Raw genomic sequence first — 23,125 nt, 5'->3', positions numbered from 1 at the left:
CGCGTCTGCCCGGACGGAGGGCGCGCGAAGGCGCCCTTCGTGCAGTCGCTAGGGCACGCGCATCTCGCCCTTGGCGATCTTGTCGGCGTCGGAGCCCTCGGGCGCTTCGGGGATCGAGGAAAGGTCGATGATGTAGGGCGCCTCGGGAGGGCAGGGCGGTATCATGCACATGCCGCTCATCGTCGACTTGCCCCGGAAGATGCCCCGTCCCCCGACATCGGCGGGAGCAAGATCGCCTTCGTCAATCGACTGATCGGGATCGTCGCCGGTATCGGGAACGCGGAACTGGTCCTGGTTCGGGGCGCAGACCACGATCTCGCCCGGGCGGGTCGGATTGGCGCAGCGGTTGCGGATGCGATCGGGCGTCACGCGCCCGCCCACGCCCAGCATCTTTTCCGCGATGGCGCGGTCCTCTGCGGCCTGCGTGGATGACTGCGGCGCAGCCGATTGCGCCATCGCCGGGACGGGCGCCGCTATTGCGAATGCGAAAAGGTAGAGCCAGCTTCTCGACAATTCAAATTCCTCTGTCTAAGCGGTTCGAACCTTTCCTCCCTGGATTAATCCGGAGTGAACATGTCCGACAGCAATACCCCCGCAAGTAAAGTCCTCGATCGCGTCCTCGTGCTCGAAATGGTGCGCGTCACCGAAGCCGCCGCCATTGCCGCATCCAAGCTCATCGGGCGCGGAGACGAGAAGGCCGCCGATCATGCAGCAGTCGAGGCGATGCGCAAGGCCTTTGACGAGCTCTACATGGACGGCACCGTCGTGATCGGCGAGGGGGAGCGGGACGAGGCCCCCATGCTCTTCATCGGCGAGAAGGTGGGCGGCGCCCCCGGTCGCGGTCCCAAGATCGACATCGCGCTCGACCCGCTCGAGGGCACGACCATCACCGCCAAGGCCGGTCCCAACTCGCTCGCGGTCCTGGCCGCTGCCGAGGAAGGCGGCCTGCTCAACGCGCCCGACGTCTACATGGACAAGCTGGCCGTGGGGCCGGGCTATCCCGAGGGCATCATCGACCTCGACAAGAGCCCGACCGAGAACGTCAGGGCCGTGGCGGCCGCCAAGGGCGTGAAGCCCGAAGAGATCATCGTGTGCGTGCTCGACCGCCCGCGCCACGAGGAGCTCATCGCCGAACTGCGTTCCATCGGCTGCGGCGTCGTGCTGATCGGCGACGGTGACGTCGCCGGCGTCATCGCGACGACAGACGAGGACACTACGATCGACATGTACATGGGATCGGGCGGCGCGCCCGAGGGCGTGCTTGCCGCCGCCGCGCTGCGCTGCGTGGGCGGGCAGTTCAACGGCCGCCTGCTGTTCCGCAACGACGACGAGCGGGCCCGTGCCCGCAAGTGGGGCATCGAGGATCTGAACAAGGTCTACAAGCTCGAGGACCTTGCCAAGGGCGACTGCATCTTCGCGGCGACGGGCGTCACCAGCGGTTCGCTGCTGCAGGGCGTCAAGCGCCTCAAGGGCGGCCGCATGACGACCGAGAGCGTCGTGATGCGCGCAAGCTCTGGCACGGTGCGCTGGATCAAGGGCGAGCACCGCATCTGATCCTGTCCGGTTCGCCGGATGCATGAAAGGCCGCCTGCGGAAAACTCCGCGGGCGGCTTTTTCTTTGGCAACGGCGCAAGAGGCGCCGCGCTGTGCCGAGGTCGGGCGGACATGCCGTCAGAGGCGGCGGCGCGCGCGGATCGCTGGCGGATCGATGTAGGCGTCGCGCCAGCCTTCGGCGCACAAACCCCCGGCCGACTATTGCAATCCCGCGACACCGGGCTACAGGGCCGGTCCCAACGACAGACCGCCAGGAAACGTCACGGGGATTCGCCAAATGAAGATCATGTCCGGCAACAGCAACATGCCGCTCGCCCGCGCCATTGCGGGATACCTCGAGCTGCCGCTAACCGACGCCAGCGTTCGTCGTTTCGCCGACGAGGAGATCTTCGTCGAGATCCACGAGAACGTGCGCGGCGAGGACGTGTTCGTGGTGCAGCCCACCGCTTTCCCGGCGAACGACAACCTCATGGAACTGCTGATCTGCATCGACGCGCTGAGGCGCGCATCGGCGCGGCGCATCACTGCCGTGGTTCCCTATTTCGGCTACGCTCGTCAGGACCGCAAGCCCGGGCCGCGAACCCCGATCTCGGCCAAGCTGGTCGCCAACCTCATCACCGAGGCAGGTGCCGACCGCGTGCTCTCGGTCGACCTGCACGCAGGCCAGATCCAGGGCTTCTTCGACATCCCGACCGACAACCTGTTCGCCGCGCCCGTCATGGCGGCTGACATCCAGGCCCGCTACGGCGACCAGTCGCTCATGGTGGTCTCGCCCGACGTGGGCGGCGTGGTGCGCGCCCGCGCGCTCGCCAAGCGCCTCGACAACGCACCGCTCTCCATCGTCGACAAGCGTCGCGACCGTCCGGGCCAGTCCGAGGTCATGAACATCATCGGCGACGTCAAGGGTCGTGCCTGCATCCTTATCGACGACATCATCGATTCAGGCGGAACGCTCTGCAACGCCGCGCAGGCGCTCATGGACGAAGGCGCCACCAGCGTGACGGCCTACATCACCCACGGCGTGCTTTCGGGCGCTGCCGTGAGCCGCGTGACGAATTCGGCGCTGAAGGAACTGGTGATCACCGATTCCATCCAGGCGACCGAAGCGGCGAAGGATTCGAACAAGATCCGCATCCTGACCATCGCGCCGCTGATCGGCGAGGCCATTCGCCGCATCGCCGACGAAAGCTCCGTCTCGAGCCTGTTCGACTGATCGGAGCGCTGACTACTCCCCGCCGCGCCTACTCCCTGGGGCGGCCTACTCCCAGGGACGGGGCGCGCCCGGCTGCAACCGGTGAAGCGCCTCGAGCCGGCGGGCCTGGCGCGATTCCAGCGTGAGGGTGAGGAGCGGCTGCGGCGTCTTCACGAACTGGCGCGGCGACATGCCGAGCAGGTCCGTGAACTCGTGGATCAGGTGGCTTTCGTCGTAGTAGCGCAGCGCGATCTCGTCGCCCTCGTTGCGGTCGGCGACACCGCGCAGGTGGCTTGCCATGTCGAGCGCGCGGGCGCGGCGCAGGACCTGCTTTGGCGGCATTCCGAAATCGCGGCTGATCACGCGTTCGAGCTTGCGCCGGTCCACGCCGCATTCGGCTGCGGCGGTGGTCACGGACATGCCCGGATCGCGGAAGGTAATCTCCTCGAACATCACCGTCACCGGGTCTGGCAAGCGTCCGTCCACCTGTCTCACCTGCTCGCGGATCATGCCTTCGAGCGCCAGCAGCCAGTCCTCCGGCGAGCCTGCCGGGTCGAGCATTTCGACGATGCGCTCGGACGGCGTGGCGACCGCCCCTGTCGGCACCACCCGGTCAAGGAACTCGCCCATGCGCGGCCCGCCCAGGGCGGTGCAGGCGCCCGGGCGAAGCGCCAGCCCGACGCTGATGAAGCTGCCCGTCACGGCTATCGGCATCCGGCGCGACTGCGGCCCGAAGAACATCGCCTCGTTCTCGGAGAAGACGCGGCCGGTGGCGGTGTCCGCCCGCCACTTGCCCGCGAGCTGGACCCGGATGAACGCCGTGTCGTTCAGAAGGCCGCACGCAAGGGTATAGTCGGCCGGAGCCTGCACCTTTGTCACATAAAGCCGCGCTACCCACGGGGCGAGGTCCGCCGCCGGTGCCCGGTTGTAGGACAGGGGTTGCCCGTCCCGTGTCACACCCTGTTGCGGCGCGATGGCAGGATCGACCGCAGGGCGGTTCTTGCGCTGCATGCCCACTCCAGCCGCGAATGCCCTGTTAACTGCGATAATCGGCGCGCAACCTCGCGGCAATGCAGGAAAACCCACAAATCCGGTTAGATTTCATCACCTGTGATAGTAAAGCAGTCCGGCAGGCGGCGCTTGACCGCGGCGGCCCCGTGCAGGCAGAGGACAAGCCATGAAAATCGAACAGGATATCGCCCTTGCACGGCGGCTGGCCGATGCCGCGGGGGATGCGATTCGCCCGCATTTCCGCACCGGCCTCACCGGTGATCGCAAGTCGGACGCCTCGCCGGTCACGGTCGCAGACCGCGCCGCGGAAGAGGCCATGCGTCGTATCCTCAAGGCCGAGGTTCCGCGCGATACAGTGATCGGCGAGGAGTTCGGCACGGAAACGGGCTCGTCCAACCGGACCTGGGTGCTTGATCCTATCGACGGCACGGTATCGTTCATTGGCGGCAGGCCGATCTTCGGGACGCTGATCGCGCTCCTGGTGGATGGCTGGCCGGTGCTCGGCGTGATCGACCAGCCGATCCTTGGCGAGCGCTGGATCGGGGCGAGCGGCCATCCCACCACCTTCAACGGCACTGCCGTGCGCACCCGCCCCTGCCGCGAACTGGCCGACGCGATGATGGCGACCACCGGCCCGCAATACTTCGATGACCACCAGGGCGACCACTTCATGACGCTGGCGGCGAAGACCGATCACAAGCGCATGATGTTCGGTGGCGACTGCTACAACTACGGCCTCCTCGCCAGCGGTCACATAGACCTCATCTGCGAGGCCGGCCTCAAGCTTCACGACTGGGCGGCGCTGGTCCCCATCGTAGAGGGCGCGGGCGGCACCATGTGCGACTGGAACGGCGAGCCGCTCAACATCGATTCCGGCGGCGAGGTGCTGGCGATCGGCGATCCCGCCCGCCTCGAGGACGTGATCGAGGCGATGGCCTGCCAGCACCACGACTGAGCACGCCTGCTCCTTGCCCCCGAGAAGGCGGCTAGGGCTGACGAGATGAACCCCGTGCATCCCGCTTGCCTTTCCATCCGCCACCCACTAAGGGCGCGTCCTTCAATCGACACGGTTGAGTCTTGATCCAAGAGATTCGCGCGTCGGCCTGGCGAAAAGGGCTGCCATGGCCGGCTGGACGTGTCCCTGAAAAGGAGACGAAAATGCCCAAGTTGAAGACCAAGAGCGGCGTGAAGAAGCGCTTCAAGCTCACCGCCACCGGCAAGGTGAAGCACGGCGTGGCCGGCAAGCGCCACCGCCTGATGAGCCACAACGGCAAGTACATCCGCCAGAATCGCGGCACCGAGGTCATTTCCGACGCCGATGCCAAGACGATCAAGAAGTGGGCGCCCTACGGGCTCAACTGAGGAGTACTGACCGATGAGCCGTATTAAGAGGGGTGTCACCACCCGCGCCAAGCACAAGCGTATTCTGGATCAGGCCAAGGGTTACCGCGGCCGTCGCAAGAACACGATCCGCGTTGCCCGTCAGGCCGTCGAAAAGGCCGGCCAGTACGCGTACCGCGACCGCAAGATCAAGAAGCGGACGTTCCGCGCCCTGTGGATCCAGCGCATCAACGCTGCGGTCCGTGCGGAAGGCCTGACCTATTCGCAGTTCATCCACGGCACCAAGCTGGCCGGGATCGAACTGGACCGCAAGGCGATGGCAGACCTCGCCATGAACGAAGGCGGCGTGTTCAGCGCCGTCATCGCGCAGGCCAAGGCAGCGCTGCCGGCGGCGTAATCCGCCCTAGCACGACGGTCTCGCCTCACGGCGGATCTGAAAAGGGCGTGGATGGCATTTTGCCGTCCGCGCCCTTTTCGCATCCGGGGAGCCGGCGCGAGGCGGTGCACACTCCGTTGCGATCTGCGCCCCTTCTCCCTAAGGAGCGCAACCGAAGACTTCACAATCAGGCAGGCAGACGACCAGTGGACTACGCAGCAACCGGCCAGGAGGCGCTATCCCGTATCGCGGGCGCCGATGATCTCGATACGCTGGAGTCCCTGCGGGTCGAATTCCTCGGCAAGCAGGGCTCGATCTCGGGCCTGCTCAAGACGCTCGGCAAGCTCGATCCCGAGGAGCGCAAGGTCGAAGGGCCCAGGATACATGGCCTGCGTGAAGCCGTCACCGAGGCGCTCGCCGCGCGCAAGGCCGCGCTCGAGACGGCCGCGCTCGACGCGCGCCTCGCGTCCGAGACGATCGACCTTTCGCTTCCCGCGCCGGAAGCGCCCCGGGGGTCCGTCCATCCGATCTCGCAGGTCATGGACGAACTTGCCGAAGTCTTCGCGGACATGGGCTTCGCGGTCGCCACCGGTCCCGAGATCGAGGACGAATGGCACAACTTCACCGCGCTCAACATGCCCGAGAGCCATCCCGCCCGCGCGATGCACGACACCTTCTACTTCCCCGATCGGAACGACGAAGGGCGCGAGATGCTGCTGCGCACGCATACCTCGCCTGTGCAGATCCGCTCGATGATCAAGCAGGGCGCGCCGATCCGCGTCATCGCGCCGGGGCGCGTCTACCGTTCGGACAGCGATGCCACGCATACGCCGATGTTCCACCAGATCGAGGGCCTTGTCATCGACAAGGGCATCCACCTCGGCCACCTCAAGTGGACGCTGGAAACCTTCCTGAAGGCCTACTTCGAGCGGGACGACATCGTCCTGCGCCTGCGGCCAAGCTACTTCCCCTTCACCGAGCCCTCGATCGAGGTGGACGTGGGCTATTCCAACGAGGGCGGACCCAACGGTTCTTCGAGGCGCGTCGTCGGCGGCTCGGGAGATGCGCCGGGCCATGCCTGGATGGAAGTCCTGGGCTCGGGCATGGTCAATCGCCACGTCATCGCCGCAGGCGGCCTCGATCCCGACGAGTGGCAGGGCTTCGCCTTCGGCACCGGCGTCGATCGCCTCGCCATGCTCAAGTACGGCATGGACGACCTGCGCGCCTTCTTCGACGGCGATGTTCGCTGGCTCTCCCATTACGGTTTCTCCGCCCTCGACGTGCCGACCCTGTCGGGCGGCGTCGGTACTCCGGCCTGAGCGCGGAAAGGATCTAGAAGATGAAGTTCTCGCTCTCCTGGCTCAAGCAGTACCTGGACACCGATGCCGGCATCGAGGAGATCGCCGCCACGCTCAACGCCATCGGCCTCGAGGTAGAAGGCATCGAGGACCCGGCCGAGAAGCTGCAGGGCTTCCGCGTCGCCCGCGTGCTCACCGCCGCCCGCCATCCCGATGCGGACAAGCTGCAGGTCCTCACCGTCGATACGGGCGACGGCGATCCGCTGCAGGTCGTCTGCGGCGCGCCCAATGCCCGCGCGGGGCTCGTGGGCGTGCTGGGCCTGCCCGGCGCCACGGTTCCGGCGAACGGCCTTGTGCTGCGCAAGTCGGCGATCCGGGGCGTCGAATCGAACGGCATGATGTGCTCGACCCGCGAGCTGGAGCTCGGCGAGGATCACGACGGCATCATCGAGCTGCCCGAAGACGCGCCCGTGGGCACCGCCTTCGCCCAGTACCACGGCGCGGACCCGGTGATCGACGTCGCCATCACGCCCAACCGCCCCGACTGCATGGGCGTTTATGGCATCGCCCGCGATCTCGCCGCGGCGGGCCTCGGCACGCTCAGGCCTATCGAGGCGCTGGAGATCGACGGCAGCTATCCATGCCCGGTCGAGATCCGCATCGAGGATGCCCAAGGCTGCCCCGCCTTCTACGGCCGCGTGATCAGGGGGGTGAAGAACCGCCCCTCGCCGCAGTGGCTGCAGGACCGGCTGAAGTCCGCCGGACAGCGCCCGATCTCGGCGCTGGTGGACGCGACCAACTACGTGATGCTCGCCTATGGCCGCCCGGCCCATGCCTATGACCTGGCGAAGCTGAACGGCGCGGTCGTCGCCCGCCGCGCGGTGGAAGGCGAAAGCGTCGAGGCGCTGAACGAGAAGACCTATACGCTCGACGCCGAGATGACGGTGATCGCCGACGAAAGCGGCGTCCACGACATCGCAGGCATCATGGGCGGCGCGCATTCGGGCTGCGGCGACGAGACCACCGACGTGCTGCTGGAGATCGCCTACTTCGATCCCGAGCGCATCGCGCGCACGGGCCGCAAGCTCAACCTCACGTCCGACGCGCGCGGGCGGTTCGAGCGCGGCATCGACCCGAACTTCCTCGACACCGGCCTCGCGCAGCTCACCGGGCTGATCCAGACGCTTTGCGGCGGCGAGGCGTCCGAGGTCGTGCGCCAGGGCGCCGCGCCCGCGACCCCGAAGATCGTCCACTTCCAGCCCGCGCTGGTGGAAAGGCTGGGCGGCGTGATCGTGTCCCCGGCCGAGCAGCAGCGCATTCTCGGCAGCCTCGGCTTCTCGGTCGTGGCGACCGAGGAGAATGGCGTCCAGGACTGGGCGATCACCGTCCCGGGCTGGCGCCCTGACATCGACGGCGCGCCTGACATCGTCGAGGAGGTGGTGCGCATCCATGGCCTCGACAATGTGAAGAGCGTGCCGCTGCCGCGCGCGGATGGCGTTGCCAGGGCGACCGCCACACCCGCGCAGGCGCTGGAGCGCAGAACCCGCCGCGCGGCGGCCGCGCGCGGCTTGCAGGAGGCCGTCACATGGTCGTTCCTGCCCGAGGCGGCTGCACTCGTCTTTGCCGAAGGTCCGCTCTGGATCCTCGCCAACCCGATCAGCGAGGACATGAAGGCCATGCGCCCCTCGCTGCTGCCCGGCCTGCTGATGGCTGCCCGTCGCAATCTCGATCGCGGCGCATCCTCGCTTCGCCTGTTCGAGCTTGGTCGCCGCTACTTGCGCGGCCAAGGCGGCGCGAGCGACGAAAGGCTCGCACTCGGCCTCGTGCTGGCGGGCGAGAAGACGCCGCGCGGCTGGAAGAGCGGCAAGGCCGTGCCTTTCGACGCCTACGACGCCAAGGCCGAAGTCCTGGCGCTGCTGGCCGAGGCAGGCGCTCCGGTGGACAAGCTGCAGGTCATGGGGGAAGCCGGGCCGCAGTTCCACCCGGGCCAGTCCGCCACGCTGCGCCTTGGCCCCAAGAACGTGCTCGCGCGCTTCGGCATGCTGCATCCCTCGCTTGCCAGGCAATTCGACGTCGACGGCCCGGTCGCCATGGCCGAGATCTTCCTCGACGCGATCCCGGGCCGCAAGGGCGCGGCCAGCTTCGCGCGCACATCTTACGCACCCCCGGCGCTGCAGGCCGTGACGCGCGACTTCGCGTTCCTGGTGCCCGCCGCGCTGCCTTCGGGCGATCTGGTGCGCGTGGTGCAGGGTGCGGACAAGGCGAACATCGTCGCTACTCGCCTCTTCGACGACTTCCGGGGGCAGGGCGTGCCCGAAGGACAGAAGTCGCTGGCCCTCGAAGTCACGCTGCAGCCGCTCGAGAAGAGCTACAAGGACGAGGAAATCAAGGCGATCAGCGACAAGGTGACTGCCGCCGCGGCCAAGCTCGGAGCGGTGCTGCGCGGTTGATGCCGGGGCTCGGGCGAGTCCCGGCGGGGCGATGACAAGGAGATCGACGTGGAATTCGTGACCATCTCCTCGGGCGAGCTTACGGCCCGGATCAACCCTTTCGGGGCCGAGCTGTGGTCGCTGACAGACACGCTCGGCCGCGAATACATGACCGATGCCGATCCGGCGTTCTGGACCGGTCACGCACCGCTGCTCTTCCCCATCGTCGGGGCCCTCGCGAACGATACCTACCGTGTCGACGGGCAGGCCTTCACGCTGCCCAAGCACGGCCTTGCCCGCCGCTCCATGTTCGAGGTGGTGGACGCGGGCGAGGCACACGCGCTCTTCCGCCTTGCCGACAGCGAGGAGAGCCGCAAGGCCTATCCTTTCGCCTTCGTGCTCGACATGGCCTTCCGCCTTGAAGGCAAGTCGCTCCGCATGGAAGCGCGGGTCTCCAATCCCGGCGAGGAGACGATGCCCTTCAGCTTCGGCTTCCATCCGGCCTTTGCCTGGCCGCTGCCGGGCGGCGCCGCCAAGGGCGACCACGCGATCGCATTCGAGCAGGGCGAGCCGCAGCCCGTCCGCCGCATCGACCCTGCCACCGGCCTCCTCCTTCCCGAACCCTTGGCAACCCCGGTGGAGGGGCACCTCCTGTGCCCCGACGCCGGTCTGTTCGAGGGCGACGCTCTTATCTGGGACCGCCTTTCCAGCCGCTCGCTCACGTTCGGTGCAGCCGGCGCGGCGCAGCTTTCCATCGCTTTTCCCGACACGCCCATGCTCGGCATCTGGCAGAAGCCGGGCGCGGCCTATCTCTGCATCGAACCCTGGCAGGGCATCGCCGATCCCCTCGGCTTCGCCGGGGACTTTCGCGAGAAGCCGGGCATTATCGCCCTGCCGCCCGGAGAGGCGCGCAGCTTCCGCATGGATGTCGCCGTCCTCTCCGCAGACTGAAGGAACTTTCCCATGAAGACCGTCCTCATCACCGGCGCCACGGCCGGGATCGGTGAAGCCTGCGCCCGCGCCTTCGTCGCTGCGGGCTGGAAAGTGGTCGGCACCGGCCGCCGCGTGGAGCGGCTGCAGGCGCTGGCGGACGAGCTTGGCGCGGACCGCTTCCACCCTTGCGCCTATGACATGCGTGACGAGGACGCGCGCGATGCGGCGCTGGCGGCCCTGCCTGCCCCATTCGCGGCGATCGACTGCCTCGTGAACAACGCAGGCCTTGCGCTTGGCGCAGCGCCCGCGCAGTCTTCCAGAGTGTCGGACTGGAAGACCATGATCGACACCAACGTCACCGCGCTCGCCTCGCTCACGCACAAGCTGCTGCCGGGCCTGATCGAACGCAAGGGAGCGATCGTGATGCTCTCCTCCGTCGCGGCGACCTATCCCTACACCGGCGGCAACGTATACGGCGGCACCAAGGCCTTCGTGCGCCAGTTCGCGCTGGGGCTGCGCTCGGACCTGTCGGGCACCGGCGTTCGCGTCACCTCGATCGAGCCGGGCATGGTGGAGACAGAGTTCACCGTCGTGCGCAACGGCGGCGATCAGGCGGCGTCGGACACGTTCTACGCAGGCGTCAACCCGCTGACCGGCGCCGACATCGCGCAAACGGTGCTCTGGGTCGCCACCCAGCCCGCGCACGTCAACATCAACACGCTGGAGCTGATGCCGGTGAACCAGTCGTTCGCGGGCTTCCAGGTGGCGCGCGAGGGATGATCGCTTCCGGGGCGCGATCCCCCGCAATGGAGCCGGATCGCCCCTTCAATCTTCCCTTATCTGCCTGGGCAAACTAAAGGCGCGCGGATGACCACCGCGCCCCACCAGTCCCGCCGCACTTTCGCGATCATCTCGCACCCCGACGCGGGCAAGACCACGTTGACCGAAAAGCTGCTTCTGCAAGGCGGGGCGATCCACCTTGCCGGGCAGGTGAAGGCGCGCGGCGCGGCGCGGCGCGCCCGTTCGGACTGGATGAAGATCGAGCAGCAGCGCGGCATCTCCGTGACCAGCTCGGTCATGACTTTCGAGCGCGACGGGATCACTTTCAACCTGCTCGACACGCCGGGCCACGAAGACTTCTCGGAAGACACCTACCGCACGCTGACCGCGGTCGATTCGGCCATCATGGTCATCGACGCGGCGAAAGGCATCGAGCCGCAGACGCGCAAGCTCTTCGAAGTTTGCCGCCTGCGATCGGTGCCGATCATCACGTTCGTCAACAAGGTGGACCGCGAGGGACGGGCCTGCTTCGACCTGCTCGACGAAGTGGCGGACATGCTCGCGCTCGACGTGTGCCCGATGTCCTGGCCGGTCGGCATGGGCGGGCAGTTCGAAGGCATTCTCGATATCGCCTCGGGCCGGATCAGCCGCCCGGAGGGGCCAAGCAAGGAATATCTCGGCAAGGTGGACGAAGGCGCGCAGCTGCCCGAGGCCGTGGCCGAGGAGCTTGAACTGGCACAGGCAGGCTATCCCGAATTCGATATCGACGCCTATCGCGGCGGCGACCTGACACCGGTCTACTTCGGCTCGGCGCTGAAGAACTTCGGCGTCACCGAACTGATCGATGCGATCGAGCGCTTCGCGCCGCCACCCCGCCCGCAGCCTTCCGAACAGGGCACGATCCTGCCGGACGACAAGGAAGTCACGGGCTTCATCTTCAAGGTGCAGGCGAACATGGACCCGATGCACCGCGACCGCATTGCCTTCATGCGGCTGGTCTCGGGCACTTTCAAACGGGGCATGAAGCTGACGCCGTCGGGGCTTGGCAAGCCGATCGCGGTACACTCGCCGATCCTGTTCTTCGCGCAGGACCGCGAGATCGCCGACAATGCGGAGCCCGGCGACATCATCGGCATTCCCAACCACGGCACCCTGCGCGTGGGCGACACGCTGTCGGAAAAGAACGACGTGCGCTTCACCGGACTGCCGAACTTCGCACCGGAAATCCTGCGCCGCGTGCAGCTCAAGGATCCCACCAAGACCAAGCAGCTCAGGAAGGCGCTCGACGATCTGTCGGAAGAGGGCGTGATCCAGGTCTTCTACCCGGAGATCGGCTCGCAGTGGATCGTGGGCGTCGTCGGCCAGTTGCAGCTCGACGTGCTGATCTCCCGCCTGGAGGCCGAGTACAAGGTGGAGGCGATGCTGGAAGGCTCGCCCTTCGACACGGCTCGTTGGCTCAAGGGGGACGACAAGACGCTGCGCGATTTCGCCGAGTTCAACAAGATGAACCTGGCGCGCGACCGCGACGGCGACCCGGTGTTCATGGCCCGCTCCGCCTGGGACGTGAACTACCAGCAGGAACGCAACCCGGACCTGACTTTCAGCGCCACGAAGGAACGGTGAGGACCGTGTTCCACGTGGAACCATATCGGTAAATGGAGTTCAGGATTTGCTCGTGAACGGACCATGGTGCAACCTCATGGTTCGCTGAGGGATTGTTGCGGGACACGTGTCACGGAAAAGCCCGCGTTGCAGATCAAGTTTGCCAGTTACAACATCCACAAGGCCGTCGGGCTGGACCGGCGGCGCGATCCCGAGCGGATCCTGAACGTCCTGCGCGAGGTAGACGCCGACGTCATCGCGTTGCAGGAGGTAGACCGGCGCTACGGCCGTCGCATGGCGGTGCTCCCGCTCGACGCGATCCATTCCGCGACCGATTATGCGCCCGTGCCGCTGTCGATGAAGCCTGACAGCCTTGGCTGGCATGGCAATGCCATCCTGGTACGCCGCGGGATCGAACTGGTGGAGGCGGCGCCCGTTCCGTTGCCGGTGCTTGAACCCAGGGGCGCCGTGCGCGCCGACCTCTGCATCGAAGGACGGCGGGTCAGGGTGGTGGGCATGCACCTCGACCTTTCGGGCCTCAGGCGCCGCCATCAGGTGCGCAGCGTGCTGGCCCACTGCAACGACTGCAGCGAAAAGGTACCCACGGTCATGATGGGCGACCTCAACGAATGGGCGCAGCGTGGTGGGTGCCTGCGTGAGTTCGACGAGGGCTGGCGCGTTCTCGCGCCCGGGCGCAGCTTCCCCTCTCGCCGCCCGATGGCCTTCCTCGACCGGATCGTCGTCTCTCCCGAATGGCGGGTGCAGGGAACCGATGTCCACCATAGCCCGTTGTCGGCGACAGGCTCGGACCATTTGCCGGTCCATGCGACACTCGAGTTGCCTAAAAATTAGGCATGTGCCCAAGGAACGTGCGACGGCGCGCGTCCCTTGCCGTGCATGATCGCGTCGCGAGCCTACCTGCCTCTGCCCTGACCGCCTGAAAGCGCGCGGCGTGCCAAGTGGCACGGCCCTTGCAAGGCCTGTCCTCAGCCGGCGCTGGGCCGGTGGCTAACAGGGGATAGGCATGAAGTTCATCATAGCCATCATCAAGCCCTTCAAGCTCGACGAAGTGCGGGAGGCGCTCGGGGCAATCGGCGTGGCCGGCATGACGGTTTCCGAGGTCAAGGGGTTTGGTCGGCAGAAGGGGCAGACGGAAATCTACCGCGGCGCCGAGTATTCGACCAACATGCTGCCGAAGGTGAAGATCGAGGTCGCCGCACCCGATGACCTTGCCCCCAAGATCGTTGAGACGATCCAGCAGGTGGCCAGCACCGAGGCCATCGGTGACGGCAAGATCTTCGTCCTCGACCTGGCATCGGCCGTGCGCATCCGCACCGGCGAGGCCGGCGACACCGCGCTGTGAGGGGAATTTCCATGATGAACCGCAAGCTTATCTGCGGCGCCGGTGCACTCACCGCGTCGCTGCTCGCCGCAATGCCTGCCTGGGCGCAGGAAGCGGCCGCCGCCGCGCCGGTGCCCAACCCCGGCAACAACGCCTGGATGATGACCTCGACCCTGCTGGTCCTGATGATGATCCTTCCCGGCCTCGCTCTCTTCTACGGCGGTCTTACCCGTTCGAAGAACATGCTTTCCACGATGACCCAGATCGGCGGCGTCACTGCGCTCGCCATGCTGATGTGGGTGATGTTCGGCTATGGCCTGGCATTCGGCCCCGAAGGCAACCAGTTCATCAGCTGGGGCAAGTTCTTCCTCGCAGGCGTCACGCCCGACTCCACTGCCGCGACCTTCACCGATGAAGTGATCTCGGAATATCTGTTCATCAGCTTCCAGATGACCTTCTCGGCGATCACCATCGCGCTGGTCCTGGGTTCGGTCGTGGAGCGCATGAAGTTCTCGGCCGTGATGGCCTTCGCTGTCGTGTGGCTGCTGATCGTGTATTATCCGATCGCTCACATGGTCTGGGAAGCGCGCGGCGTGTTCTTCGCGATGGGCGCTCTCGACTTCGCCGGCGGCACCGTGGTCCACATCAACGCCGGTGTCTCGGCGCTCGTCGCCGCTCTGCTCCTTGGCAAGCGCAAGGGCTTCCCCACCGAGCCAATGCCGCCCCACTCGCTGACGCTGACTTTCGTCGGCACCGGCATGCTGTGGGTGGGCTGGTTCGGCTTCAACGCCGGCTCGGCTCTCGAAGCCAACGGTTCGGCCGCGCTGGCCATGATCAACACGTTCGTCGCCACCGCTTCCGCCGCCCTGTTCTGGATGCTTGCCGAGCGTTTCTCGGGTCACAAGGGTTCGGCGCTCGGCTACTGCTCGGGCATCATCGCCGGCCTCGTCGCGGTAACGCCTGCGGCTGGTAACTCGGGTCCGTTCGGCGCCATCGTCCTGGGCGCCGTCGCATCGATCGTCTGCTTCATCTTCGTCTCGAAGGTCAAGCCCGCCCTGGGCTACGACGACTCGCTCGACGCATTCGGCATCCACGGCGTGGGCGGCATCGTCGGCGCCATCGGCACCGGCATCGTGTGCGCCCCCTCGCTCGGCGGTCCCGGCGCTGCCGACTACAGCATCGGCGGGCAACTGGTCACGCAGATCCTGGCCGTGGTCGCCACGATCGTCCTGTCGGTGGTTGGAACCGCCATCGCCATCTTCATCGCCAAGGCCCTCACCGGCCTGCGGGTCTCGCCGGAAGTCGAATCGGACGGCCTCGACATCGGCGAGCATGGCGAGCGCGCCTACAACTGAGTTCGGTTTCAAGAGTTTGGCGGCGGCGGGTACTTTCTCCTCTCCTTCCCCGTTGTCGCCAACCGTTGTTCCTCCTGCGAACACAGCCTTCAAAGGGCCGGAGCCAGCCGCTCCGGCCCCTTTTTTGTTGTCGACGCGGGCCGGAAGGCAGTCCGGTCAAGCCCTGGACCGGCGCACACCCGGAAGGAGACCTCAGCCGCGGGCGGCGAGCATCTCGATCAACTGGCGGATCGGCGACACGTCGTATCCGGCGCCTGCGGCCTTGGAGGCGATGACGGCCGGGCTGTCGCCGGCCTTCGCCCTTGCGAGGGCCCACAGCAGGGTGGAGCGGGTGCCCGACCGGCAGTAGGCCAGAACCGGGCCATCCGCCTGCAGCGCCTGCTCCATCGCATCGACCTGGGTCTGGCTGAAGCCCGAGTGCGAGACGGGTATGGCCACGTAGTCCAACCCCGCGGCGCGCGCAGCGGCCTCGATCTCGGGACCGGGCGTCTGGTCCTCGCTTTCGCCCTCGGGCCGATTGTTGATGATCCGAACGACGCCGAGCGCCTTGGCTTCTGCGATGGCATCGGTGCCGATCTGCGGGCTGGCGAAGACGGTGTCGGTGACCTGGCGGAACATGGCGCTTGCTCTCCGGATTCGTTCTGCTGTCGGCCATCGGGGCCGGAAGGGTCGCCATCAAGACCGTTGCGCGCGAACAGGCAAGTCAAATCGGGCGAGAACGGACCTTTCCGGCGCCGGAACCCGCTAACAAGCGGCCTGTACCCGAAATGAACGCGTATTTCCGTTCGCTATTGACCCGCAAGTCGTGTACGAGTCATGATCGCAGGAGAACAATGGGCCGGTGTCCATCGTTCAGCCTGAGGCTCGGCGTGCTACGTCCACGCGTCCGGGTGAATGCTTATGGGGCGCAGCGAAGGTACGTTCGTAGACATGGGTTTTGACAGAGGTCGTCGCGGTAGGGGACGCGACAAGCGGGATCGGTTCGGAGAAGACGAATTCGACCCGTTCTTTGCCGGACAAGATCGTTTCGGCGGCGGCGGTGATCGCTTCGGCGGTGGCGGCGGCGACCGTTTCGGCGGTGGTGGCGGCGGCTTCGGCGGCGGTGGCGGCGGCGGCGGTGATCGCTTCGGCGGCGGCGGCGGCGGCGGTGGTTTCCGCGGCGGCGGTGGCGGCGGCTTCGGCGGCGGCCCGCGCGGTGGCGGCGGTGGCGGCATGCCCGCCCAGGTCGTTGGCCAGGGCCGCGGCGTCGTAAAGTTCTTCAACGCAGCGAAGGGCTTCGGCTTCATCCAGCGCGACGAAGGCGGCGACGATGTGTTCGTGCACATCAGCTCGGTAGAGCGCGCCGGCCTCGAAGGCCTGGCGGAAGGCCAGCAGCTCGAATTCCAGCTTGTCGACCGTGGCGGCAAGATCTCGGCCACCGACCTCAGCGTCGTGGGCGATGTGATCCCCGTCGCCAAGCGTGAGCCGGCAGCCCCGCAGCGTCAGCTCACGGGCGAAAAGGCCAGCGGTACGGTCAAGTTCTTCAACTCCATGAAGGGCTTCGGCTTCATTACCCGCGATGACGGCCAGCCGGATGCATTCGTGCACATCAGTGCCGTGGAACGCTCGGGCCTTTCCGGCCTGAACGAAGGCGATCGCGTGGAGTTCGACATCGAGGTCGATCGACGAGGCAAGTACTCGGCGGTCAACCTGACGGCGCTCCAGGGCTGATCCTGCCTGCACTATCCCCGGCGGTTTGACCGGGGGACTGCAAACGTCTAAATGCGCGCAAATGGCGGTCCGGTAGGGCCGCCATTTGTCGTTTGCGATCTTCACACACCGATTCTGTTTCGAGGATAACCGACATGTCGATCACTCCGCTGATGCCCGTGTACCCCCGGTGCGGCGTGCGTCCCGTTCGCGGCGAGCACTGCCACCTGGTCAGCGAGGATGGTCGCCGTTTCCTCGACTTCGCAAGCGGCATCGCGGTGAATGCGCTTGGCCACTCGCACCCGGGCCTTATCGGCGCGATCCAGAAGCAGGCGGAAACGCTGATGCACGTGTCCAACCTTTATGGCAGCCCCCAGGGTGAGGCTGCGGCGAAGCGGCTTGTCGACCTGACGTTCGCGGACACGGTGTTCTTCACCAATTCCGGCGCCGAGGCGGTCGAGTGCGCGATCAAGACGGCGCGGGCCTATCACCAGTCGGCCGGGAACGATCACAAGTTCGAACTGATCACGTTCAACAACGCCTTCCACGGCCGCACGCTGGCGACGATCAGCGCGTCGAGCCAGGAAAAGATGCACAAGGGCTTCCTGCCTCTGCTGCCCGGATTCCGGTACGTCGATTTCAATGACCTCGAGGCGGCAAAGGCGGCCATCGGCCCGAACACCGCAGGCTTCCTCGTCGAGCCGATCCAGGGCGAGGGCGGCATCCGCATCGCCACGGACGCGTTCATGCAGGGCCTGCGTGCCCTGTGCGACGAGCATGACCTGATGCTGATCCTCGACGAAGTCCAGAGCGGCGTCGGACGCTCGGGCACGTTCTACGCCTACGAGCAGTACGGCATCGAGCCCGACATCATGGCAACGGCCAAGGGCATCGGTGGCGGGTTCCCGGTCGGAGCGTGCCTTGCGACGGAGAAGGCTGCGCGCGGCATGGTCGCGGGTACGCACGGTTCGACCTATGGTGGCAACCCCTTCGCGATGGCTGCGATCGGCGCCGTGCTCGACGTGATCCCCGACGAGGCCTTCCTTGCAGACGTGCGCGCCAAGGGCGAGCGGATCCGGGCCCGGCTGGAACAGTTCATCGGCAACTACCCCGATCTGTTCGAACTCGTGCGCGGGCGCGGCCTGTTCATCGGGCTCAAGATGAAAGTCGAGCCCCGCGCCTTCGTCGCCCACATGCGCGACAACCACGAGCTGCTGACGGTTTCCGCCGGCGACAACGTGGTGCGCATCCTGCCACCGCTTGTCATCGACGACACCCACATCGATGAATTCATGGAAAAGCTTTCCGCCGCGGCGGCCAGCTACCAGCCCGAGGAGGTCGTCTGATGACCCGTGACCTGATCGGCCTGGCCGACGCCGGCGGCGATGCCATCGCTGCGATGATCAACGATGCCATCGACCGGAAGGCTGCTCGCAGGAGCTGGCCCAAGGGCCGCGCGGACGCCGATGCGCCGCTCGCCGGGCACGTGCTGGCCATGATCTTCGAGAAGAATTCGACCCGTACCCGCGTGTCCTTCGACATGGCGATGCGGCAGCTGGGCGGCTCTGCCCTGATCATGGAGGCGGGCAGCACCCAGATCGGGCGGGGCGAGACCATCGCCGACACCGCTCGCGTGCTCAGCCGCATGGTCGACGCGATCATGATCAGGACCGACGATCACGCCAAGATCGAGGAACTGGCGCACTATGCCGACGTCCCGGTCATCAACGGCCTTACCGATCTGTCGCACCCGTGCCAGATCGTTGCCGATCTGCTGACCATCGTTGAGCGCGGGTTCGCCCTGCCCGGCCTTCAGGTGGCGTGGCTTGGGGACGGCAACAACGTCGCCAATTCGTTGATCGAGGCTGCGGGCCTCATGAAGTTCACCCTGCGTCTGGGGGGTCCGCCCGGATACGAGGCCGATGCAGGCTTCATCGAGCGCGCGCGCGCTGCAGGCGGCGAGATCATCCTGACCCAGGATGCCCGCGCGGCAGTGGCCGGTGCGCAGGTCGTCGTCACCGACACCTGGGTGTCCATGGGGCAGCCGGGCGGCGATGTTCACGTCGCGGCCATGCAGCCCTACCAGGTCGATGCAGCCCTCATGGCGGCGGCCGACCCACGCGCCATCTTCCTGCACTGCCTGCCCGCCCATCGCGGCGAGGAAGTGACGGACGAGGTCATGGACGGTCCTCAGTCTGCGATCTGGGACGAGGCCGAAAACCGCATTCATGCGCAGAAATCCGTCCTGCTCTGGGCGCTGGGGAAGCTATGATCAGGGACGAACTCTTGCGCCGCGACGACACCGGCTTCGACCGCGTCCTTGCGTTCACCGTGCCTGCACGCCACGCGCGCGGCCGGCTCGTACGGCTTGGCCCGGTGCTGGAAACGGTGCTTTCCGCCCACGACTATCCCAAGGTCGTCAAGCACGTCCTGGCCGAAGCGCTCGTTCTGACGTCGCTGATGGGCTCGCTGCTGAAGGACGACGGCGCGCAGATCACTTTCCAGGCCCAGGCCGAGGGCGGCGCCGTGGACCTGCTGGTCTGCGACTATCGCCGCGGGGAAGTGCGCGGGTACCTGCGCCACAACCCCGACATGGTCGGAGCCCTCGAAGAAGGGTGTTCGCTCGAGACGATTTTTGGCAAGGGCTATCTTGCCATCACGTTCGACCTGGCAGTCAGCGGCGAGCGTTACCAGGGCATCGTTCCGCTCGAGGGGGAATCGCTGGCGCAGGCATGCGAGAACTACTTCGCGCAGTCCGAACAGGTGCCGACCCTGATCCGCATTGCGGTGCGTTCCAACGGGGCGCGCTGCACCGCCGGTGGGCTGCTGGTGCAGCATTTCCCGGAAGGAGAGGTCGGCCGCGAGCGGCTCCACGCCAAGGACGACCATCCCGACTGGGAACATGTCGCCATCATGGCAGGCAGTGTCCAGGAGGCGGAGCTGGTCGATCCGGTCCTCAACCTTGAGCAACTGCTCTGGCGGCTGTTCCACGAGGAGGAGGAAGTGCGGGTGGAGCCGCTGCTGCCGCTCGAGCGAGGGTGCCGCTGCACGGTTGAGCACTACCTCGGCATCCTCTCGAGCTTCCCTGAAGAGCAGCGCGTCGAAATGCGGGACGACGATGGCATGATCCCCGTGGATTGCGCTTTCTGTTCGAAGATACTGCGCATTCCGACGTAAGTGGCGGTGCTGTCCGGTTGAAATCGGGCAGCCGCCTACCGATACTGTAGAGGGTCGGTAGGCGGGCCGAAGGAATGAAATTGAAGTCCACCCTTTCAGTGCTGTCGCTTGCCGGGCTGGCGCTTGTCGCCGCGCCTGCGCTGGGCGAAAAACCTTCTCTGGTCATGCTGGACGAACTGCAGCGCGGGAACTGGGAAATGCGCGAGCGCGGCGGTGACGGCACCGTGCGAAACATCTGCATCGACAATCCTCGGCGCCTTATCCAGCTGCGTCATCCGGGTCTGCCGTGCAGTACCGTCGTGGTAGAGGATGGTCCGGAACAGGTCACGGTGCAGTACACCTGCCGCGGCCATGGCTACGGGCGAACGCAGGTCAGGCGCGAGACCAATCGCCTTATCCAGGTGGACACGCAGGGCATCGTCAAGGGCCTGCCCTTCGCCTATTCGGCGGAAGGCCGCCATACAGGCGCCTGCACGAACTGACGGGCAGTTGAGCATTGCAGGCGGAGGTGTGCGGGAGTAGCCCACACCGCATGCAGAATGTGAACTCTTCCGATGTGCGGCAGGCTGTCGTGCTTCTCTCCGGCGGTCTGGACTCAATGGTATGCGCGGGGATCGCGCGCGAGCAGGGCTTTGCCGTCAACGCACTGACCATAGACTATGACCAGCGTCACAGGCGGGAACTGGATGCAGCCGCGCAGATTGCGGCCTTCGTCGCGGCCAAGCGCCATGTGGTGCTTCCACTCGATTTGCGGCGGTTTGGCGGGTCGGCGCTGACCGATGACATTGCGGTTCCCAAGGGCGGTGTGGGTGAGGACATTCCCGTCACTTACGTACCCGCGCGCAACCTGGTGTTCCTCTCGCTGACGCTGGCTTGGGCTGAGGCGATCGGCGCCACCGACATATTCATCGGCGTCAATGCGCTGGATTATTCGGGCTACCCGGATTGTCGGCCGGAATTCATCGCTGCGTTCGAGGATATCGCCACGCTGGCGACGAAGGCGGGCGATGAAGGCAAGGCACTTCGCATCCATGCTCCGCTGCAGTTCATGGGCAAGGCCGACATCGCCCGCGAAGCTGACCGGCTTGGCCTGGATCCCGGCATGAGCTGGTCGTGCTACGATCCCCAGCCTGAGGGCCGCGCATGCGGGCTTTGCGATAGCTGCCGCCTGCGCAAGGCCGGCTTTGCCGACGCCGGTCTGGTGGACCCGACTGCCTACGCCGCCTGAAGCAAAAGACACTTCTGAAACACAACGGGCCCGGCGGTTTGATCCGCCGGCCCTTTTTCTTAGGCTTGCTGGTACGCGCAAAAGAAAAGGGGGCCGGATTGCTCCGACCCCCCAATCTTGACCGTTGCCGGTTCGCTTACATGCCCGAACCCGGACCGTAAGTGATCTCGACGCGGCGGTTCTGCAGCTCGCGAACACCGTCCGCAGTCGGGACGCGCGGGTTGCTTTCACCGAAGCCCTGGCTCGAAATCGAGCCGTCGGGGATACCGTGGCTGGTCAGGTAAGCGCGGACCGAAGCGTTACGACGCTCGGACAGGCCCTGGTTGTACTTCGGCGAACCCGAGCGGTCGGTGTAACCGGCCAGCATGATGGGAACGCTGTCGCAGTTGCCATAGGCGCTGACGGCGCTGTCCAGAATGGTCGCGGCTTCCGGCGTGATGTCCGACTTATCCCAGTCGAAGAACACGATGTACGGACCCTTGTTGCAGACCACCGGCGGAGGCGGCGGGGGCGGCGGGGGCGGCGGAGGCGGCGGGGGCGGCGGGGGCGGCGGGGGAGCAGCTTCCTCACCACCGAAGTTGTACGCCAGGGTACCCAGCAGCGAGTGCGAGCGCCAGCGGGTGCTGATGCTGTCACCGGCCGGGCCGACCAGGTCGACGTTGTCGACGTTCATGAAGCGGTACTTCAGGCCCACGTCCCAGTTCGAGCTGAGCGGAGCGCGGATACCTGCGATCGCCTGCCATGCGAAACCGGTGTCGGAGTCGTCGATGACGTCAGCGTGGACGCGGCCAACGCCGGCGCCACCGCCGATGAAGCCCTGAAGGCCATCGTCGGGACCGAAGTCGAGCAGGCCGTTCACCATGAACGTCAGGTTGCTGGCGTCAGCACCGCCGCTGTTCTTGATCGAAGCCTGGCGATAGCTGGCTTCGGTTTCAAGACGGAACGGACCGAAGTCGTAGCCAAGAACGCCGCCGCCGTCGAAGCCCTTGTTGAAGTCGAGCGTGTCGACGTTGTTGACGCCATTGATGTCCACATCAGCGTCTTCGACGATCATGCCGCCGAATTCGAGCTGCAGATACCACTGGTCGTCGCGTGCGAGCGCAGGCGTGGCAATGGCGGTAGAAGCCAATGCCAGACCAAGGACGAGTTTCCTCATACGTTTCCCCTACAAAGAGATTTGGAGCCACCGAGTGCGAGAGTGTCTAACCCCTCGGCATTCCGTGTGCAAGCGCACATTAAGCCCGACTGTTGCCAAAATGTCGCGATTACGGGCCCTTGGGTTGCGCTTGCGACATCGATGAACGAAATCTCTGCCACCCCGAAGAACCCCTGTTGATGCACCCGTTATGCCGATGGGAGGATACCCAAGGCTTGAAGAGCCGAGACCAGATCTTTGATCGCAGCTCGAGCCTCCCCATCAACACTCGATCCTCCAAGTGGTTCCAAAGGAAGCGAAGCTTTTCTCCAGGAACCGAAAAACAGCGCCTCGCATCCGGTGGAGCGATCGAAGACGCGCATGCCGTCGCGCGGGGTTACGAACAGCCAGCCGCCGCCCTGTCGCACCGCGATTTCGCCTTCGTGTCCTTCCCAGCTGCCAGTTGCATTTTCCAGGATCAGCCAGGCTTCGCCATCTAAGGAATTTTCCGGAGGAGCGGCATTTGAGCCCTGGACGGTGCAGTGAAGCAGCACATCTGCAAGACCAAGCGCCTCGTTCACAAACGCTTCCTTCTGTGCCTGCCCGACGTGGAGAAGAGGCAGCGAATAGCGCGGTGTCGCACTGGTGAAGGTGAGAGGATCGGGCATGGAACACTCCTGTGG

At 66.0% G+C, this 23,125-nt stretch carries 24 protein-coding genes; 19 read left to right on the top strand and 5 right to left on the bottom strand.

The window, feature by feature from the left end; all coding sequences use genetic code 11:
- Window positions 1-48 precede the first annotated feature (48 nt).
- Window positions 49-513, bottom strand: a complete 465-nt coding sequence (locus GR702_RS00390; protein WP_237449481.1) for a hypothetical protein — start codon at window positions 511-513, stop codon at window positions 49-51.
- Between the two features lie 60 nt (window positions 514-573).
- On the opposite strand from GR702_RS00390, the gene glpX reads away from it, so the two are divergent.
- Complete coding sequence (glpX, locus tag GR702_RS00385) at window positions 574-1,554, top strand: class II fructose-bisphosphatase (protein ID WP_160983981.1); 981 nt, start codon at window positions 574-576, stop codon at window positions 1,552-1,554.
- A gap of 277 nt (window positions 1,555-1,831) precedes the next feature.
- Window positions 1,832-2,767, top strand: a complete 936-nt coding sequence (locus GR702_RS00380; protein ID WP_160983980.1) for a ribose-phosphate pyrophosphokinase — start codon at window positions 1,832-1,834, stop codon at window positions 2,765-2,767.
- A 45-nt stretch (window positions 2,768-2,812) separates the two neighbouring features.
- Here the strand turns inward: GR702_RS00380 and GR702_RS00375 are convergent, their stop codons facing one another.
- The gene (locus GR702_RS00375; RefSeq protein ID WP_160983979.1) at window positions 2,813-3,757 is read right to left on the bottom strand and encodes a helix-turn-helix domain-containing protein; all 945 of its coding nucleotides are present in this window, start codon (window positions 3,755-3,757) and stop codon (window positions 2,813-2,815) included.
- Between the two features lie 166 nt (window positions 3,758-3,923).
- Here GR702_RS00375 and hisN point away from each other — a divergent pair, with 166 nt between their 5' ends.
- The 11 genes from hisN to GR702_RS00320 all read left to right on the top strand — a co-directional run bounded on the left by hisN (window position 3,924) and on the right by GR702_RS00320 (window position 15,213).
- Entirely contained in the window at window positions 3,924-4,712 is a 789-nt protein-coding gene (hisN, locus tag GR702_RS00370) for a histidinol-phosphatase (RefSeq protein ID WP_160983978.1), read from the top strand.
- 203 nt (window positions 4,713-4,915) lie between these two features.
- Entirely contained in the window at window positions 4,916-5,119 is a 204-nt protein-coding gene (gene rpmI, locus GR702_RS00365) for a 50S ribosomal protein L35 (RefSeq protein ID WP_021232722.1), read from the top strand.
- Between the two features lie 13 nt (window positions 5,120-5,132).
- On the top strand, window positions 5,133-5,495 hold the full coding sequence (rplT, locus tag GR702_RS00360; RefSeq protein WP_160983977.1) for a 50S ribosomal protein L20: 363 nt from the start codon (window positions 5,133-5,135) through the stop codon (window positions 5,493-5,495).
- Between the two features lie 185 nt (window positions 5,496-5,680).
- Window positions 5,681-6,793 carry a phenylalanine--tRNA ligase subunit alpha gene (gene pheS, locus GR702_RS00355; RefSeq protein ID WP_160983976.1) on the top strand — a complete coding sequence of 371 codons (1,113 nt, stop codon included), beginning with the start codon at window positions 5,681-5,683 and terminating at the stop codon, window positions 6,791-6,793.
- A 20-nt stretch (window positions 6,794-6,813) separates the two neighbouring features.
- A complete protein-coding gene (gene pheT / locus GR702_RS00350) occupies window positions 6,814-9,222 on the top strand; it encodes a phenylalanine--tRNA ligase subunit beta (RefSeq protein ID WP_160983975.1) in 2,409 nt (802 codons plus the stop codon).
- A gap of 48 nt (window positions 9,223-9,270) precedes the next feature.
- Window positions 9,271-10,152 (top strand): aldose 1-epimerase family protein, encoded by an 882-nt coding sequence (locus GR702_RS00345; RefSeq protein ID WP_419880277.1) that lies wholly within the window; start codon window positions 9,271-9,273, stop codon window positions 10,150-10,152.
- A 12-nt stretch (window positions 10,153-10,164) separates the two neighbouring features.
- On the top strand, window positions 10,165-10,914 hold the full coding sequence (locus GR702_RS00340; protein WP_160983974.1) for an SDR family NAD(P)-dependent oxidoreductase: 750 nt from the start codon (window positions 10,165-10,167) through the stop codon (window positions 10,912-10,914).
- Between the two features lie 87 nt (window positions 10,915-11,001).
- Window positions 11,002-12,537: a peptide chain release factor 3 gene (locus GR702_RS00335; RefSeq protein ID WP_160983973.1), complete on the top strand. Its 1,536-nt coding sequence runs from the start codon at window positions 11,002-11,004 to the stop codon at window positions 12,535-12,537.
- Between the two features lie 126 nt (window positions 12,538-12,663).
- Window positions 12,664-13,368: an endonuclease/exonuclease/phosphatase family protein gene (locus tag GR702_RS00330; RefSeq protein ID WP_160983972.1), complete on the top strand. Its 705-nt coding sequence runs from the start codon at window positions 12,664-12,666 to the stop codon at window positions 13,366-13,368.
- Window positions 13,369-13,540: 172 nt separating this feature from the next.
- Window positions 13,541-13,879 carry a P-II family nitrogen regulator gene (locus GR702_RS00325; protein WP_007687500.1) on the top strand — a complete coding sequence of 113 codons (339 nt, stop codon included), beginning with the start codon at window positions 13,541-13,543 and terminating at the stop codon, window positions 13,877-13,879.
- Between the two features lie 14 nt (window positions 13,880-13,893).
- Complete coding sequence (locus tag GR702_RS00320) at window positions 13,894-15,213, top strand: ammonium transporter (protein WP_160983971.1); 1,320 nt, start codon at window positions 13,894-13,896, stop codon at window positions 15,211-15,213.
- 192 nt (window positions 15,214-15,405) lie between these two features.
- Here the strand turns inward: GR702_RS00320 and GR702_RS00315 are convergent, their stop codons facing one another.
- On the bottom strand, window positions 15,406-15,831 hold the full coding sequence (locus tag GR702_RS00315) for a protein tyrosine phosphatase family protein (RefSeq protein ID WP_160983970.1): 426 nt from the start codon (window positions 15,829-15,831) through the stop codon (window positions 15,406-15,408).
- A gap of 312 nt (window positions 15,832-16,143) precedes the next feature.
- Between GR702_RS00315 and GR702_RS22525 the strand changes: the two genes are divergently transcribed.
- The 6 genes from GR702_RS22525 to queC all read left to right on the top strand — a co-directional run bounded on the left by GR702_RS22525 (window position 16,144) and on the right by queC (window position 21,307).
- A complete protein-coding gene (locus GR702_RS22525) occupies window positions 16,144-16,923 on the top strand; it encodes a cold-shock protein (protein WP_160984415.1) in 780 nt (259 codons plus the stop codon).
- A 134-nt stretch (window positions 16,924-17,057) separates the two neighbouring features.
- Window positions 17,058-18,248 (top strand): aspartate aminotransferase family protein, encoded by a 1,191-nt coding sequence (locus tag GR702_RS00305; protein ID WP_160983969.1) that lies wholly within the window; start codon window positions 17,058-17,060, stop codon window positions 18,246-18,248.
- Window positions 18,248-19,174 (top strand): ornithine carbamoyltransferase, encoded by a 927-nt coding sequence (gene argF / locus GR702_RS00300; RefSeq protein WP_160983968.1) that lies wholly within the window; start codon window positions 18,248-18,250, stop codon window positions 19,172-19,174. The genes GR702_RS00305 and argF overlap by 1 nt, the downstream gene beginning before the upstream one ends.
- Window positions 19,171-20,079 (top strand): Hsp33 family molecular chaperone HslO, encoded by a 909-nt coding sequence (gene hslO / locus GR702_RS00295; RefSeq protein ID WP_160983967.1) that lies wholly within the window; start codon window positions 19,171-19,173, stop codon window positions 20,077-20,079. The genes argF and hslO overlap by 4 nt, the downstream gene beginning before the upstream one ends.
- A 74-nt stretch (window positions 20,080-20,153) precedes the next feature.
- Window positions 20,154-20,561 (top strand): hypothetical protein, encoded by a 408-nt coding sequence (locus GR702_RS00290; RefSeq protein ID WP_160983966.1) that lies wholly within the window; start codon window positions 20,154-20,156, stop codon window positions 20,559-20,561.
- Between the two features lie 50 nt (window positions 20,562-20,611).
- Window positions 20,612-21,307, top strand: a complete 696-nt coding sequence (gene queC / locus GR702_RS00285; RefSeq protein ID WP_160983965.1) for a 7-cyano-7-deazaguanine synthase QueC — start codon at window positions 20,612-20,614, stop codon at window positions 21,305-21,307.
- A 136-nt stretch (window positions 21,308-21,443) separates the two neighbouring features.
- On the opposite strand, the gene GR702_RS00280 is transcribed toward queC, so the two are convergent.
- Complete coding sequence (locus GR702_RS00280; protein ID WP_160983964.1) at window positions 21,444-22,463, bottom strand: OmpA family protein; 1,020 nt, start codon at window positions 22,461-22,463, stop codon at window positions 21,444-21,446.
- Between the two features lie 188 nt (window positions 22,464-22,651).
- Window positions 22,652-23,110, bottom strand: coding sequence for a DUF2793 domain-containing protein (locus GR702_RS00275; protein WP_160983963.1), 459 nt, complete (start codon window positions 23,108-23,110; stop codon window positions 22,652-22,654).
- Window positions 23,111-23,125 lie beyond the last annotated feature (15 nt).

The sequence above is a fragment of the Novosphingobium silvae genome (genome assembly GCF_009856825.1).
Lineage (GTDB): Bacteria > Pseudomonadota > Alphaproteobacteria > Sphingomonadales > Sphingomonadaceae > Novosphingobium > Novosphingobium silvae.
This window is presented reverse-complemented; position numbering and strand designations above follow the sequence as displayed.